The 16,352-nt window shown below is 38.6% G+C and carries 16 protein-coding genes; 10 read left to right on the top strand and 6 right to left on the bottom strand.

Annotated features, from left to right (window positions below; genetic code table 11):
* Positions 1-211 precede the first annotated feature (211 nt).
* Both NDQ71_RS23140 and NDQ71_RS23135 read left to right on the top strand, forming a co-directional pair.
* Positions 212-2,182: a serine/threonine-protein kinase gene (locus NDQ71_RS23140; protein ID WP_301562839.1), complete on the top strand. Its 1,971-nt coding sequence runs from the start codon at positions 212-214 to the stop codon at positions 2,180-2,182.
* A gap of 242 nt (positions 2,183-2,424) precedes the next feature.
* Positions 2,425-2,769 carry a PEGA domain-containing protein gene (locus tag NDQ71_RS23135; RefSeq protein WP_301562838.1) on the top strand — a complete coding sequence of 115 codons (345 nt, stop codon included), beginning with the start codon at positions 2,425-2,427 and terminating at the stop codon, positions 2,767-2,769.
* Positions 2,770-2,854: 85 nt separating this feature from the next.
* Here the strand turns inward: NDQ71_RS23135 and NDQ71_RS23130 are convergent, their stop codons facing one another.
* Positions 2,855-4,975, bottom strand: a complete 2,121-nt coding sequence (locus NDQ71_RS23130; RefSeq protein WP_301562837.1) for a methyl-accepting chemotaxis protein — start codon at positions 4,973-4,975, stop codon at positions 2,855-2,857.
* A 180-nt stretch (positions 4,976-5,155) separates the two neighbouring features.
* Positions 5,156-5,584, bottom strand: coding sequence for an organic hydroperoxide resistance protein (locus NDQ71_RS23125; protein ID WP_064664626.1), 429 nt, complete (start codon positions 5,582-5,584; stop codon positions 5,156-5,158).
* Positions 5,585-5,708: 124 nt separating this feature from the next.
* Between NDQ71_RS23125 and NDQ71_RS23120 the strand changes: the two genes are divergently transcribed.
* The 4 genes from NDQ71_RS23120 (at position 5,709) to NDQ71_RS23105 (ending at position 8,710) form a co-directional block, all read left to right on the top strand.
* On the top strand, positions 5,709-6,140 hold the full coding sequence (locus NDQ71_RS23120; protein ID WP_064664627.1) for a MarR family winged helix-turn-helix transcriptional regulator: 432 nt from the start codon (positions 5,709-5,711) through the stop codon (positions 6,138-6,140).
* A 112-nt stretch (positions 6,141-6,252) separates the two neighbouring features.
* Entirely contained in the window at positions 6,253-7,263 is a 1,011-nt protein-coding gene (locus tag NDQ71_RS23115; RefSeq protein ID WP_301562836.1) for a zinc-binding alcohol dehydrogenase family protein, read from the top strand.
* A 184-nt stretch (positions 7,264-7,447) separates the two neighbouring features.
* On the top strand, positions 7,448-8,095 hold the full coding sequence (locus NDQ71_RS23110) for a hypothetical protein (protein ID WP_192542303.1): 648 nt from the start codon (positions 7,448-7,450) through the stop codon (positions 8,093-8,095).
* A gap of 270 nt (positions 8,096-8,365) precedes the next feature.
* Entirely contained in the window at positions 8,366-8,710 is a 345-nt protein-coding gene (locus NDQ71_RS23105; RefSeq protein ID WP_192542302.1) for a hypothetical protein, read from the top strand.
* An 8-nt stretch (positions 8,711-8,718) separates the two neighbouring features.
* Here the strand turns inward: NDQ71_RS23105 and NDQ71_RS23100 are convergent, their stop codons facing one another.
* Together NDQ71_RS23100 and NDQ71_RS23095 are read right to left on the bottom strand one after the other, a co-directional pair.
* Entirely contained in the window at positions 8,719-9,132 is a 414-nt protein-coding gene (locus NDQ71_RS23100) for a hypothetical protein (RefSeq protein WP_192542301.1), read from the bottom strand.
* The gene (locus NDQ71_RS23095; RefSeq protein WP_192542300.1) at positions 9,113-10,147 is read right to left on the bottom strand and encodes a type IV toxin-antitoxin system AbiEi family antitoxin; all 1,035 of its coding nucleotides are present in this window, start codon (positions 10,145-10,147) and stop codon (positions 9,113-9,115) included. Before NDQ71_RS23095 ends, NDQ71_RS23100 begins: the two co-directional genes overlap by 20 nt.
* Before the next feature lie 572 nt (positions 10,148-10,719).
* Here NDQ71_RS23095 and NDQ71_RS23090 point away from each other — a divergent pair.
* From NDQ71_RS23090 to NDQ71_RS23080, 3 genes are all read left to right on the top strand, one after another.
* Positions 10,720-10,950, top strand: coding sequence for a helix-turn-helix domain-containing protein (locus tag NDQ71_RS23090; RefSeq protein ID WP_192542299.1), 231 nt, complete (start codon positions 10,720-10,722; stop codon positions 10,948-10,950).
* A gap of 62 nt (positions 10,951-11,012) precedes the next feature.
* Positions 11,013-12,353 carry an N-succinylarginine dihydrolase gene (gene astB, locus NDQ71_RS23085; RefSeq protein WP_192542298.1) on the top strand — a complete coding sequence of 447 codons (1,341 nt, stop codon included), beginning with the start codon at positions 11,013-11,015 and terminating at the stop codon, positions 12,351-12,353.
* Between the two features lie 426 nt (positions 12,354-12,779).
* Complete coding sequence (locus NDQ71_RS23080) at positions 12,780-13,775, top strand: DUF4382 domain-containing protein (protein WP_301562835.1); 996 nt, start codon at positions 12,780-12,782, stop codon at positions 13,773-13,775.
* A 76-nt stretch (positions 13,776-13,851) separates the two neighbouring features.
* Here NDQ71_RS23080 and NDQ71_RS23075 read toward each other — a convergent pair whose 3' ends face one another.
* Positions 13,852-14,706 carry a mechanosensitive ion channel family protein gene (locus NDQ71_RS23075; protein ID WP_192543204.1) on the bottom strand — a complete coding sequence of 285 codons (855 nt, stop codon included), beginning with the start codon at positions 14,704-14,706 and terminating at the stop codon, positions 13,852-13,854.
* Between the two features lie 369 nt (positions 14,707-15,075).
* Between NDQ71_RS23075 and NDQ71_RS23070 the strand changes: the two genes are divergently transcribed.
* Positions 15,076-15,756: an SDR family oxidoreductase gene (locus tag NDQ71_RS23070; RefSeq protein WP_192543203.1), complete on the top strand. Its 681-nt coding sequence runs from the start codon at positions 15,076-15,078 to the stop codon at positions 15,754-15,756.
* A gap of 56 nt (positions 15,757-15,812) precedes the next feature.
* On the opposite strand, the gene NDQ71_RS23065 is transcribed toward NDQ71_RS23070, so the two are convergent.
* On the bottom strand, positions 15,813-16,247 hold the full coding sequence (locus NDQ71_RS23065; RefSeq protein WP_192543202.1) for a hypothetical protein: 435 nt from the start codon (positions 16,245-16,247) through the stop codon (positions 15,813-15,815).
* Between the last annotated feature and the right edge of the window lie 105 nt (positions 16,248-16,352).

Below are 16,352 nucleotides of genomic sequence, written 5' to 3'. Positions count from 1 at the left end.
CCACTTTACAACACTGTTTTACATACAAATAACATCAGAAATTATATCTAATGAATAAAATAAATATATAATTAGTAGAAGTACTACAATAGAAACATTGCTTATAGTGTTAAATTTTGTAAAAATAGCGGGCTAATCAAAGGGAATATTGATAAAAATTACAAAAAGCACCTTTGCAATTATTTAACTATCTACAATAAAAGGATTTATAATGAGCGGTATCAATAACTCAAATGATAAAACTCAAATCGCTTCGCTGGAGTCTAGCGTTAGATCTTCCCAACCAAAAAGTAAACTCAATTTAGTTGGTAAAAAAATATCTGGACGATATTTAGTTGAGGAACTCATTGGGCAAGGTGGCATGTGCTACATTTATAGAGCTAGGGATTTATTTTTAGAAAGTCCTACCAGTCCAGAAGTACATGTTGCACTCAAAGTGTTACTAGAGGAATTTAGTCAATCTGAAGAGGCAATAACATTACTTAAAGATGAAACGACTAAAACTCAACAACTTTCACACCCTAATATTGTAAAAGTATTTTCAGCCAGTTCTGATGGTGATCTGCATTATGTGACAATGGAACTCGTTGATGGCGAAACATTAGAGCAAATAATCAAACGTAACAAACCTTCAGGTATGCCTTTTAAAAAAGCACATGTTATCCTGCAACAACTTGCAGATGCACTGATTTATGCTCACTCACGAAACGTTATTCATAATGATTTAAAACCTTCTAACATTATTTTTGATTCAAATGGACGCTTGAAAGTTCTCGACTTTGGCATTGCTAAACATAAAACAATTGAAGATGCATATGCGTTTAATAATAGTAAAAATGTCGCAGCAGTTGGTGGTTATACGCCAACCTATGCAAGCCCTGAGCAACTTCAAGGGGCTGACGCATCTGTAAAAGATGATATATTTTCGTATGCATGTATTGCCTATGAGCTATTGAGCAGTAAGCACCCATTTGATCGAGTTGCCGCAGATAAGCTTGCCAAAGAGACAACAGCAAAACGCCCTAGTAATTGTCCACTATGGCTTTGGGGTCGTTTACAAAAAGCGATGTCATTGGATGCCACAAAAAGGTTAGGCTCATTACAGGCTGTATCAACTAAACTTACAAGCAATTTTAAACCAGCTATCGCTGCAAGTGTGTGTGTAGTCGCCATTACCGTTTTTATTAGCCAGTTTTATGCCTCAAATTCGACCCAAATAAAGCAGTTAGAGGCAAAGCTGGAAAATGCCAATGCAATTAACCAGCAAGTTGCAACTTGGATGTCCTGGCACGGCCCTGAGGTCCTGGCTAAACTTGCGGAAATCCCTCCTCAGTATGACGTGCTTAAACAGGGGTTATTAAGAGTCAATCAAGCAAGCATCTTACAAGATTTCAATGCTAAAGCTAATCAGTTAAATAATCAGTCTAGTAAATTCAAGGATTTTGATGGCACGATCGGTCTATATTCCGATGCGTTGGAATACTATCCAGATTCTGAAAAGCTAACGGTTCAATTAGAAAGCATCTTAAGAGAGCGCCAATCAATAATCTTTGACATAACATCAAGAATTGACTTGTTATTAGAACAATCACGCTATGATGAACTTGAAAATAACAACATTATTAAATTAATTGATGATTTAAAAGATGTTGATAGTAACTATGTATATCAGCCAAATGAAATACACATCAATAACTTCAAAATCGCCTTAGAGCAATCAATTGAAAATGACAATGTGGTTGCTCAAAAAGTGTTATTAGATGTAGGGAAAGCTATCTTCACAGCCGAGCAGAAGTCTGAATTACAATTTAATGAGTTATTAAAAAGGGAATCAGCAATAGAAGTGCTAAGTCTTTATCAGCAGAAATTAAATTTAGGTGAGCAAGCAACTTTTCCGACTAAAGATGCAATAGTTTTCTATCAACCTCGCTTTGACCGTTACTTTGAAAAGTTAGCAGCAATTAAAAATTATCAAGAGTTATTAGCCTTTGAAGAATTAGTTAATTCAGAGTCAACGGATTTACCGAATGACTTTACTTTGTTAGTCGCTTTTAAAGAAGAGCTTTCTAAGCGTTACATCACAATGGCAAATGGCTTATTAAAGCAAAAGATGTATAAAACAGCTGAAAAATTAGTTGAGCGAAGTGAAGAGATAACTCGCTTGCTTGATAGTTTGCTATAAAAGTACACAGGCTGACACTCACTAATTGCAGCCACTTACTGATATTAATATCTTAAGCTAGCCAGGGCTGTATAGCTCTACTAGCTTAAAAAATATGATTATTCTCACGAATAAAATAACTTACTAATAGACCACTAATTCGATGTAATTAGTATAACGAGAGTCAAGGATGACTTGGAGGCTATCTAACTTCCACTTACTCCTTAAGGGCTTTCAGCATTTTAAATTTATATGGAGTTTTTATGAAAAAGATAAGCACCTTAGCTGCAATATTAATCCTAAGTGGTTGCTCGACTACTGCTACAGTAGACGAAACAGCTCAAGTAACTGAGGATACCACGACAGAAATTCAACCACCTGTTGAAGACGTAGTTGATGTAATTTCTTTAACTGTGGCAACTCAACCTGCTGATGCGCGCGTACGCATTATGAATATCAAACCAAAATATGAAAGTGGTATTGAGTTAAAAGAAGGCAAGTATGATGTAGAAGTAAGTAAGCCTGGTTATAGTACATACCGTGAATGGATAGTGGTTGATAAGAGAACAATTTTAACCGTTGAGTTAAATAAAGCCGAAGATATTTAGTAGGCAAACGATATAAAATACGCCTTTAAACATGCGACCATACATGTTAAAGGCTATTTTACTCTTACTAAATGCGATTAATTCACTAGGTTTTTAGTTTATTTAGCTCATCATCTTGCTGAGCAACGAGTTGATTTAACATCTGACTACCATCGCCCGCTTGAGTTGATAGTTCGGCCAATTGTGACGCGGCATCGGAGATCAACGTTAAATTACGATTGATCTCCTCAGTGACAGAGCTTTGCTCCTCAGCAGCGGTTGCAATTTGGGTGATCTGGTTGGTAATTTCTTCCACTTTAACCACCACACTGTGCAAGGCATCAAAGGCAACGGTGGTTTCATCCACGGCAGTTTGTGCCCTCACCACACCTTGCTCAATCACTTTAGATGCATTACCCACTTCTAGCTGTAAGTTGTCAATTAAGCCACTAATATCATCTGTTGAGGCACGTGTTTTTGAAGCAAGCGCCCTGACTTCATCAGCAACAACGGCAAAGCCACGACCCTGCTCACCAGCGCGAGCTGCTTCAATAGCTGCATTGAGTGCCAATAGATTAGTTTGTTCTGAAATGGTTCGGATCACATCTAAAATCTGGGTGATATCGTTACTACGTGCGGCTACTTTTTCAACTGCCTGATTAGCTTGTTTTATTTCTTCTGACATGGTTTTTACTTGCGATACCGCAGAAGATAAACTTGTTTCACTACGCACCACTAAGGTATTAATTTCATCGGCTTGTTGCGCTGATTGCTCAGATGCACGGGCGACCTCAAGTGCCGTCGCACTCATTTCGTTCATTGCCGTTACCACACTTTCAATTTCTTGAAATTGCGCCTGTACGTTCTGTTTTGTATCAACCGCAACATGGGCGGCAATTTGCGCTTGTTCTTTAGTTTGCCCAGAGACATCTTTTAATTGCGCAATCAAATCACGTAATTTTTCTAAAAATGCATTAAAGCCTACAGCAAGCGCTATTAATTCAGCATGGCTATCAACACTTAATGTTTGCGTTAAATCCCCTTCACTACTGGCTAAGTTATCAACTCGTAATTGAATTTGTTGTAGTGGCGCCACAATACTTTTTACCACTAAGGTCATAATGATAAATGCAGCACCGGCAATCACTAAACCAGAGATCAAAATCAATCCACCAAGGGTGTTGGCGTTATCTTGCATACTTGCACTAAGCTGTTGTGGACCTTCTAAAGCAAGGGCTGCGGGGACTTCCACTAACAGTGTCCATTTTTTTCCTGCTAATTTAATGTCTATCGGATAGTTAACTAAATACTCACTGCTTACCTTTTGCACACTGGCTTGTTTATTTAAACCGCTATAATGATTAAAAATTGCTGCAGGTACGGCTTCTTTAAGCGGACGTCCTAGTTTTTCTTTATAATGACTACTGCCAACAATCAAATCGAGCGAACTGAGTAATGTCACGCGTGCTTGGCCGTTATACAGTTCTTTTGATAACTGCTCAGTCATAGTTTGAAATACCGGCAAGGCAATATCAACACCGCTTAAACCAATGAACTTGCCTGAGCGCAATATAGGCACAGTCAAAGAGGTCATCATTTCTGAGTAGCCTGGCGATATTTCGTAAAGATAGGGTTCCATAATGCAGGGTTTTTGGTTTTCTTTGGCGCATAAATACCATTCGGCTTCCCGTTGACCAAATTCATTTAACGTTGTCACATATTTTTCTTTGGCATCTTCAACTACCTGCTGTTCGATCACGCCATCACGGCTGCGCGTAAAGGAAATTTCTAAGGTGCCTTGACCTGCCACTGAATGGTCATACCCATTCATATATTGTTGATCGTTACCATCAAAGCCATTGACTTCAAACTGAGAGTAAATTGACGAGAGTAATGAGTTACCAGCAATGATTGAACGATTGATCTGCTCCACAGATTCGCGGGTTAAAGTATCTGCGGCACTTTGGCTACCTAATGTTGCTGCCAGAGAAAAAGGCACGCGATACGCTTCATTAATAAAACCCGCAATCTTTTCACCATAGGCCGCAGCATTAGTAACGAGTTTGTCTTCTACTTCTGCAACAATCAGTTTTTCAGCCTGCACTGAAAGTACTTTATTACTACTTGAAAGTTGCCACCACAGTACACTAGACAACACCAAGACGGTTAAAAATATACTACCTAAAGTGAGCCAAAGTAATTTTTTTGCTAACGCTAACTGCCGCATTCCTGTTTTCCTCTAATTTAACTACATTTAGAGTTTAGTCTAATTATGAAATGATACAGTAGATTATTGAAAAAACTTGATTAACTGAGTAATAAAAACCACTTATGCTAGCTGCATATTTAAGTGAGAGAAGCGAAAGGATACCAACTTAACAAGCTGCTAAGTTGGCATATGAGAAAACTAAATTACTGATAACTCAACCGCAATATTGCCACGGGTCGCATTTGAATATGGGCAAACTTCATGCGCTTTAGCCACTAGTTGCTCTGCAGTGGCTTTATCAACATCACCAACGAACACAGCTAATTTTACCGCAATACCAAAACCACCTTCGATTGGACCAATCGATACTTCTGAGTCAATGCGTGTATCTGCTGGCAATTTTACTTTAGCTTGGCCTGCCACTAATTTTAATGCACCAATAAAACACGCCGCATAACCCGCTGCAAATAATTGCTCAGGGTTTGTACCTTGCCCATCATCGCCACCTAAACCTTTAGGTGTTGAAAGTGCAACATCTAAACGGCCATCGTCAGATTTTGCAGTGCCTTCACGGCCACCTGTTGCAGTTGCGTTAGCTGTATATGCGACTTGTAGTAATTCTTTCATGGTATTTTCCTTGTTTAAGTGAGAATTAAATTTACTTTGCGTGCAAAACAATAGACCAATTTATTGAACATTGCAAATACTTTGCATACAAACTAAAATGCAAATTCACTATTTGAGAGTCGCTATGAAATACCCACAACTAAAATTAGATAACCAGCTATGTCATCGCTTATATATGGCATCCAACTCCGTTGTGCGCGCCTATCGAGATGCGCTCAAGGCACTTGAACTGACCTACCCTCAATACGTGGTGATGATGGCGTTGTGGGAAGAAGATGAAGTAACCATAGCCCAATTACTGCAAAAAACCGCCATAGATGGTGGGGCAATGACCCAAATTTTAAAAAAAATGACCGATAAGCAATTATTAATGGTTATTAAAGATGATAATGACAAGCGCAAGAAACTTGTAAAACTGCAATCACATGGGGTGAAAATGCAACTTCAAGCAGCTGATATTCCGCAGCAAATACGCTGCCAGTTCCCATCTATCAATGAACATGAAGCAATGCAGTTAATTGCTCTGCTCGATAAACTCAATACAGATTTAGCCTAGGTAAAGGCAATTATCAAAAAACATTTGATAGTGATTCAGTCATAACACCCTTTTTCTATTATAAAGCTGCGCTATAGTGTGCATATAGAAATTTGATTCAACGGAGCAACTCATGAAAGCCATTGGTTACCAAGCAGCTACAAAAACACTCAGCGAAGATTCTTTCGAAATTATCGAATTACCAACACCAACGGCACAAGGCCGTGATTTATTGGTCGCGGTAAATGCTATTTCAGTAAACCCTGTTGATGCTAAAATTCGCGCTAATGTCAGCCCAGAACAAGGTCATAAAATCATTGGTTGGGATGCGGTGGGTATTGTTAAAGCCGTTGGTGAAAAAGTTAGTTTATTTAATGTAGGCGATCGCGTTTATTACGCCGGAGATTTAACTCGCGCTGGCAGTAATGCTGAATTTCAACTTGTGGACGAGCGTATTGTCGGTAAAGCACCGGTATCGTTGAGTGACGCAGAAGCTGCAGCACTGCCATTAACCAGCATTACCGCTTGGGAATTATTATTTGACCGCTTGCAAGTATCACGCACCAAAGATGCAAAACCGGCCTCGTTATTAGTAATAGGTGCTGCAGGTGGTGTTGGCTCGATTTTAGTGCAATTGGCAAAGCAGCTTACTAACTTAACGGTTGTTGGTACTGCATCAAGAGCTGATAGTGTGAAATGGCTAAACGAATTAGGTGTTGAACATGTACTTGAGCACTCAAAAGGTTTAGATGCACAACGAACTGAGCATAACCTTGCAGAGTTTGACTACGTTATTAGCCTAACTCATACCGATCAACATCTTGATGAAATCATCAAAGTGATCAAGCCACAAGGTAAATTAGCGTTAATAGACGACCCAGCCAGCTTTGATATTTTAAAACTCAAGCGCAAAAGTATTTCACTGCATTGGGAGTTTATGTACACCCGTTCAATGTTTCAAACCGACGATATGATAGCCCAACATCAGTTACTGACTGAATTAGCAGAATTGGTTGATAACGGCACCATTAAAACCACCTTAGGCCAACATTTAGGGAAAATTAATATAGAAAACCTACTTAAAGCGCACGCAATATTAGAGTCTCATCAATCACGCGGTAAACTGGTACTTGAAGGGTTTTAAAGCGCTGTATATTACAATCTCGAATGTCCTAACTATAAGATTTAAAAAATACTTTAATTCTGAAAAGTTATCTGTTATTTTTGCTCGTATAGGTATTGTTTTAGGTACCAACAGTAGACTTTGGAATAAAGTATATTAATCAAATATGATGATTTCCTGCAAACTATAAAATTAAGGAAGAAGTATGAGCGAACGGAGTTACGCAACTAAATTATCACAATCTGATCCTTTAGGGTTTTACATAAAGCTAATAGGCTTAAGAACGCATGAAAAAGAATTACGTCAGATTGATAATATATATTATATTTTGACAGGTATTGTAGTTTATAAGCAACTTGATCATATTGCGCGCCAACAAGTGATGGCCGAAATCCAAAAAGTTCGTAGAGTTAGCCCAAGGCTCCATGGTGCTCTTTTTGAAATTCCTCCACAAATCGTAGCTGATAAATACAAATTTAAATGGTCATTAAGTGATGTTGAATTAAAAGCACATTATGAAAGTAGTAATGGTGTTTCCTCTGCTTTAAGTTTTATTGGTTTAGATATGAGAACTTTTGTAGGATCAGCACCAATAATAGGTGGAATTCTACTAGAGATTTCTAAAAGTGGAATGAAAGCGGGGGGGAAAGCAGCATTCAATTCAATTTCAAACAGTAAATTAACAGCCGAGTTAGCCGGCCAAGCTAAAGTTAAAACAACAGCAGCAGCGAAGCTTGGGATGTTTGCAGCCTTAGTCACCGTGTTAGCAAGTGGGGTTCGTACAATGGCCTTAGTTGATGAAGAGAAAGCTTTAAATGAACTATATCTTAGAGGGATGATTGAGCCAAAATGATAGGGCTCATTATATTAGGCTTAGTTATATTAATCTATTATGGAAAAATTAAATTTACTAAGCCTACAAGCATCGCCTCTAAAAACGGAATAAATAAACTATTTATCTTATACACAATCCACTGCGGTGCAGCGCTAGGGTTAGGTATAGTTTTACCAGTAATTGCTCTTTTTTCAGTGCCAGATTCTTTACTATTATTTATTCTATTTCTAGCTATTCTAGCTGAGTTTATTGTTTCATATTTCTATATTTTATCCAAGGAAGTTAAAAGTGATCTATAGCCTATTACTAATTGCATTTTTAAACTCTGACTTTGAGCTTGCTGGTAAAACGTCATCAGGCTTGATACTTTGTGAGCGGCTCAATACTGAAGTTAGTTCAGAGAAGTTACAAGAATATAATAATACAGATAGAAAGCTAAATAGTTACATAGAATTAGAGTTAGAAAAAGATTCAGTTCTTAGCCATAGTTTTTTTAATGCGCAAGTTGATTATATTGATTCATTTGCAAATATAGATAAAAATAAATCATTAGATCAACAGCTTCTATCAATTGAGCAATGTCAGGTCCACTTAGACAACGCCAATAAATTAATCGATATATTCAAAAAGTAAGCATATAACTAATGCAAACACACTGCGCCATTATTTATGTGTATTAGACCTGACAATTCACTAGGAACTACCTGTTGTGAAAATTTAGCTGAGCGCTTCGTGCTCTCCCATTCGTCATCACCAGTAAGCGATATTATTAATTGGTGCGCTTTTTTTTCATGAGCTTTAAAACCATTAGTAAACAATTTAGCCTTAAGCTGCTCAAACTGTTGCCAACTTTTAACTTGTATAGCAAAATCAACATCTCGTGTACCTCGCTCGATTGCCGCACCAAAACCATGATGCAAAATAATATCTCTTGCGGTAGCTCCAATCACTAAATAAGAAATCGCCAACGCATCTGCTTGAGCGTTTATTAACCGATAAAGTTCAACCAGTCCGCGTGGTAACTTACTGGCTACATTAAGCGATGTGTTTTGCATAGAATCTTCCTGCTGCATCAATATTTCTTGGATCTAAACTTGCAACTAGGTTGGCATAAATTAAATACGGATGAGCCAAACCCGCTTGCGATCCAGTAAGCTTCTTTGTAGCTAAAAGTGGCTTGATCAAAATAACTTTAGTTATCGAATCATTTGAGATCTCATCTGTTTTAACTCTTCGTAATCTTGCCGCCTTCAATACATCTTTTTTATTTTCAGGCTCTACGTAAACCAGATAATCTTTGGCATAAAGATAATTATCATAGAGTTCAGCTGCATACTCACCTCCCCATAATGCTTTAAGACTTCCTAACTCAAGCTTCTTTAACAGCGCTATATTATCAGTGGTATAAACCTCTTGCTCTAACTTAGCCTCTACTGCCGTAGGATAAGCATCTAACCATTTGTCCAATAGACCCGTTTTATTGACTAAAACTTTAGTGTTTTGTCCATTTTTAACAACGAACCCTTGATATATTAAATCATCGATAACCTGTTTTACTGTGCCAAGTGCAACCTCTGAAACATCAGCGATAGTACGCAAAGGCTCTTTCACTAAATCAGCCTGAATTAATAACATCAAAACGACTTTCATACCTTTAGGCTGAAATGCTTTACCCAGTTGCTTTTTCAAAATCATTTCAATATGCGGTTTTTCTGGTTTTTTACCTTGAATGTCAATATATACGGGAGGTAGATTGATATAGGTATTCCCTGCTAAGTCTATAAATGGAATATTCTGTTCTTTTAATAAAGTAGCTTGATTTGGATTGATATAGTCTGTCAACAAGACAACTTTTGAGATCAGTTTCTTAGCTTTTATGATTGCAAGGTGCTTGTGTAAGGTCGCAGGGTTTAACCATTTTTTGCACTCAACATCTAAGCACTCCTCCACACCTGGTACCCTGATCTCCCCGTCATCGCTGCCTTTCTCGCAAGCTTTAAAAGTCATCCCTAAACCAGTTTGCCTATTCAATTTATTAATGGCATTTTGTATTAGCTCTTGCTCTAACATTTGTTCAACACCTAAACACGTTCACTAATATTGAACAATACTATAAATTGAACAAAAAGCAAACAGCCCGTTCATTTATATTTTATGTTCACTTATATTGAACATATAAAAAAATGAACAACACACTTTAACTTACCTAAACATGCTTACACAAAAAATCCGCCTACTCCCCACTTCTACTAACGGGAATCATATTCTGTGCCAACCTGCGATATTCACGCACTGAGTATTTAACCTGGCCCTATAAAACTAATAAACATGCATCACAAAAGTGCAAAGCCATCATCACTTTTCACTACATTAGTGCTTATACTCAATCGACAATAAGCAGAATAAACACAAGTTATTGATCTTATTTAACTAAAAATACTTACACAGGCTGGCATAGATCTTCCTTATAGATAAAGGTAACTCATTAATGGTGAGTTTTAATTTCATTTACCTCGTTTACAGGGAGCGAGCTATGGCTAACTTTTATCACATGTTGTATTTATTATGGCGCTTAGACATTAGTGTTTGGCATGTACATCATGCTAACGATCCACACACAACATCGGAAAAGGAGCGCAGATATGTTAAATAACTACCCGCTCTTAGACGAAGCGCTAAAAAAGCTATCGGTGCATCAATTAACAATCAGCGAAGCATCTGAGCATTATGATTTACCGAAACGCGTTATTTATAAAGCACTGCGTCAACAGCAAGCAAGAATATCGCAACAGAAAACGTATTTACTCGCGGCGCAAAAACGTTTGCAACACAACTTGCAAACAGTAGAGCTAGAGTTAGCTAATTTTAATTAAACCATCGTAGGTTATTTTCTGTATAGTTTAATCACTTACTATAAGAAAATTACAGGATGATCATGACAGCAGTAGAAGTAAATTTTGATGGCCTTGTAGGCCCGACTCATAACTACGCGGGATTATCATATGGTAACGTTGCATCATTAAGTAATGCAGCCAGTTACTCAAATCCAAAAGAGGCGGTGTTGCAAGGCCTTGCAAAAATGAAAGCAATGCATGATTTAGGGCTGACCCAAGGTGTTTTTGCTCCGCATGCACGACCTGACATCAACGTATTACGACGTTTAGGTTTTACAGGTAAAGATAATGAAGTGATCAGTAAAGCATTTAAGGCTGATCCAGTACTTTTACGTGCCTGCTATTCAGCCTCAGCAATGTGGACTGCAAATGCTGCCACGGTTTCTCCGTCAGCTGATACCCTCGATGGTAAAGTGCACTTTACTGCAGCTAATTTGAATAATAAATTTCACCGCTCGTTAGAGCCGACAACGACAACTCGCTTACTCAAAGCCATGTTCAATAACGACAGCTACTTTAGTCATCATGAGCACTTACCCGAACAGGGCTTTTTTGGTGATGAGGGAGCAGCTAATCATACTCGCCTCACCGATGCACATGGTAAGCAAGGGTTAGAGTTGTTCGTATTTGGTGCAAGTAGCTTTAACAGCGCATTACCCAAGCCAAGTAAATTCCCAGCTCGTCAAACACTCGAAGCATCGCAAGCCATTTGCCGATTGCATCAATTAAAACCATCAAGCCAATTATTACTGCAACAAAACCCTGCAGTAATTGACCAAGGTGTGTTCCATAATGATGTTATTGCCGTAGGTAACGCCAATGTTCTTCTGTGCCATGAGCAAGCTTTTTTAAATCAAATTGATGCCTTAAAGCAGGTTAGAAATGCATACCAAGGTGATGAAACACTTCACATTATTGAAGTGCCCAGTGCAAAAGTAAGCATTAAAGATGCTGTCACCAGTTACTTATTTAACAGTCAATTGGTGAGTTTAAGCAACGGTAAAATGCTGCTGGTAGCACCTCAAGAGTGCTATAATAACAGCGCCGTTAATGCCTACATCAATGAGCTTATTAGTGCTGATAACCCAATTAATCAAGTGCAGTTTTTTGATCTTAAACAGAGCATGCAAAATGGCGGGGGTCCAGCATGTTTACGTTTAAGAGTGGCATTAAATCAACAAGAGTTGGCAGCGGTTAACCCAGCTGTGATTTTAAATGATAGTAAGTACCAACAATTATGTTCTTGGGCAAATAAACACTATCGTGACAAGCTCAGTAATGACGACTTTGCCGATGCTAATTTATTGACCGAAAGCTGGCAAGCGCTTGATGAGCTAACCCACATTTTAAATTTAGGCTCTGTGTATGCATTCCAGCGTTAATTTGTGCTGCGAGTGAGTTTCACATTATGATCTAGCCACCAATTGCTCCAGTTACACTAAACTGGATTTATTGGTGGAAAATTGCCATTGAGGTAAGCAAACAGCGGGCTTTTTCGCTGCGAGAGCTTAATTCTTAGCAATAATGAGTCGATAACAAGCAGCATTAATATGTTTACTTCACCTTGTTTTCTAAATCTAAGACTTGCATATTTGTTCCTCGCTTTATTGATCTATCGCGTTTGCATCATGACTATTAAAGCAGCCGCGAATGCCATAATTCAAGTTGAGTCACACCATCAAAACACTGCTTAGCCTTGCCAAAATGTATACCTACCCCCAATATTGAAACAATGTATTAACTCCAATTCAAGTTGCGTTAAGTATGACCCTCTATACTGATGCCAACACTGAGGAAAAGGTTAAATTATGAATATCAAAACAACACTATTAAGCAGCGCTATTTTAGTTGCACTCACTGCATGTGGTGGTTCAGATAACAATGACTCACCTACACTACCGCAATCTGCAAAATTTAGTTTAGGCGTCTCTGATGCACCTGTAAGCGGCTTACGGGAAGTGAATGTCGTATTTAACTCTATCACCCTAAGGCAAGCTGAAGGTGGGCAAGATATTACCTTTGCAACACGTGAAGCAGATGACGAAACTAAACCTGAAATGGTAAACCTGCTTGACTATACTGGCGACGATATTTTCTCATTATTAGATGATGAAGACGTGCCTGCAGGCGAATATTCATGGATCCGTGCCGATATTATTAATGGCGATGCGAACGACTTAACTATGACCTCGCACGTTGTTTATGAAGACGGTAGCATCGCCCCACTGGTTGTTAAACGCAAAGGGAATGACGGCATTGGTGAAATCCAACTTGACGGCTTTACCCTAAATCAAACTGATAATGATTTTGTACTTGAATTTGATTTGAAAAAGTCGCTTGTCGATCCACAAAACAGTGATGAAATCTTCTTAAAACCTCGCGGCGTTCGTTTAGAGAACTTAGCTGAGTCAGAAGATATTGAAGGTACTGTAAGTGATGCGCTTATCGCCAACTGCGAAACAGATAATATCGCACTAGCCGCTGAAGATGGCTCATTTGGCCATGCTGTGTATCTTTATAACAGTGATGTAGCAGAGCCATTGGATATTTACGAAGTAACCGAAGATGAAACACCTGCTGATGCCCCGCTGGCAACAGCAAATGTGGTATTTGATAGTGACGACAATCAATATGAGTTTGAGCTTGCCTTCATCACTGCTGGTGATTATCAATTAGCTTATACCTGTGCAGCACATATTGATGACGCTGAAATACAAGACGAAGCATTTACGCTTTACCAAGTTAAACCTGTTACGGTAACCGCGGGTGATGATCTTGACGTGACTTTCACTGTTAGCCAATAGGTTATTAGTACAAATAGTATAAAGCCACTCAGTGTTAGCTGACTGGCTTTATTTAGATACATTTACAAGCTATGTTTTACACATCTTTATTAACGGTTACCGCCGATGCCATAGACTCAGCGATATGCAAAGTTCGTTGCGGAAATGGAATAGTCAGACCCGCTTGCTCAATAGACTCTTTTACCCGTTTATTAAGATCCCACACAGTTTGCCAATAATCGCCATTCACAGTCCATGCACGCAATTGAATATTCACCGCGCTTTCACCGATTGATGCCACCATTACTTTTGGTGCAGGCTCTGGCAATAATCGGCTCTCTGATGCGGCTATTTCTTTAAGTACCTTTAAGCCATCGTCTATTGAGTTTGCAAATGAAATGCCCACTACAATATCCATGCGTCTTTTACCATTACGGGTGAAATTTTTAATATTACCACCCCACACTTTACCATTGGGTGAGGCGATATACAGGCCATCATTAGTTTTAAAAATGGTGGTAAAGAGGTTTATTTCACTAACTGAACCGACAGTGCCACTGGCGTCAACAAAATCACCTACTTTAAATGGCCTAAGTATCAGTAACATGATACCCGCAGCTATGTTACTTAAGGTATTTTTAAGTGCTAAGCCTATTGCAAGGCCAGCCGCCCCCATCAGCGCTATTAAACTTGCTGTATTAACGCCAAAAATATCTAAAATAAACAATCCAGCAATGATATACACCAAGTAGCCTGCCACACTCGAGAGGATCGGCAGTAAGGTTTTATCTATTTTCTTTAGAGGCGACTTAGAGTTTTGGATCGCTCTTTTAACAGAGCGCGCAATAAGCACACTAGCTATAACAATAGCCAACGCTAAAATCAGGTTATAACCTAAAGTCATTATGGTTTCTGAATGGTTTTGCCAAAATACTAAAAGCTTATCTTTCACGTTTTATTTCCGATAATAATTGCTGTAATTAAGCAAGGTTTAACATAGCTTACACAAGATTAAAACCACATTGTTATAAGCCAAAAGGTTTGAGCCGATATAACCCGTTGCGATTTGTAGCCTGCTAAAAAATAAGCCTGCCTCAAAGCGAAACCGCGCGATTATATAGCATAATATATATAAACCTAACTTTTTATTTTATTATTTAAAAACAATTAAAAAATCAGCAACTTAAGTTAACAACAAAGTAAAAAAACAATTGAAATATGTTTATATAACATACATTCAATAGAGGTTAATCCGCACCTGTTAGAGTCATAACCAGAGGTGATCAAACTCATTATCCGCTCTCTAATCTAGGAGAAAGTCATGAGCAAAGAAAAAGTCGTACTAATTACAGGTGCTTCCAGTGGTATTGGTGAAGCAACAGCAAAAACCTTAGTAAACAACGGTCATAAAGTAATTTTGACCGCGCGCAGTGAAGATAAACTCAATGCGCTGGTTGAAGAATTAGGGGCTGATAATGCATTAGCCGTTTGCGCAGATGCCACTGATTTTTCATCGCTTGAAAAAGTCGTTAATGCAGGTGTAATACACTTTGGCCGACTGGATGTCGCATTTGCCAATGCCGGTATGGGTGTACAAACCCCAGGAGTTGAAGAAGGCGAGCCGCAGCAATGGCAAACAATGATTGATATAAATATCAACGCACTGCTTTACACTGCAAAACTCACTCTGCCACACCTTAAAAAAACCACTGGACACTTTATTTTAACCAGCTCCGCCGCAGGGCGTATAGCGCTAAAAGGCTCTGTGTATGGTGCAACAAAATGGTTTGCTTACGGCTTTGGACAAAACCTCGCAGAAGAAATGAAAGAGTGGCAAGGCCGCTGTACTACAATTGCCCCAGGCATGGTCAATACCCCATTTTTTGATGAAGCCAAACCCGACAAACTCGACCCAACAGATGTAGCTGATGCCGTGCTATTCGCAATCGAAGCAGACAAACGCTGTAATGTTCGAGAGCTCTTTTTAATGCCAAGTAAGTAAAATTAAGTCTTTTAAATGCCCTAAATAGGGCATTTAATTTGAGCATCAATAATCAGTTAGTGACTGCAACTTAGCCGCGCTTGCTTTAACAAACTTATTGATTGGATAACTTGCGCAATCATGCCATTATTTATTTCTATACTCTGTGGTTTATTTAGCTCATCCTTATTTTTCAGCGCCGTCATGATTGCCAAATAACTGGCTTGCCATTCATTGATGGTTAAAAACAACTGACGGTTATCGTTAAGTACTTGCTGCCATCTAAGTAATTGCTTTTGCAGTGTTGCAAGCTGTTGACTGTCGCACTGTTGTTGGTAATCAGCAACCGCATAATCAAACTGTTTAAGAGCTAAGCTCTCTACCGGTAATACATCCACTAATTTGTTTAGTGGCGCTTGTTGATGGTAGTCACCCCTTAAAAACGCTAAATGGTGCAAAGTATAATAATGCACAGGCTCAATTAACTGACTAAAAGTAAGTAAAGCATTCACATCGGCGTTTGTTACTGCTGGTTGCCTAAAGTATCCCCAAAATTAGCCTTTATATATCAATGAACTAATAGTGTTAAAAAATATGGGTAGTGAGGGAACATTCAT

The sequence above is a fragment of the Pseudoalteromonas sp. KG3 genome (assembly GCF_030436385.1).
GTDB classification, from domain to species: Bacteria; Pseudomonadota; Gammaproteobacteria; order Enterobacterales; family Alteromonadaceae; genus Pseudoalteromonas; species Pseudoalteromonas prydzensis.
Note: the sequence above shows the minus strand (reverse complement) of the source record. Positions and strands in the feature narration are given on the sequence as shown.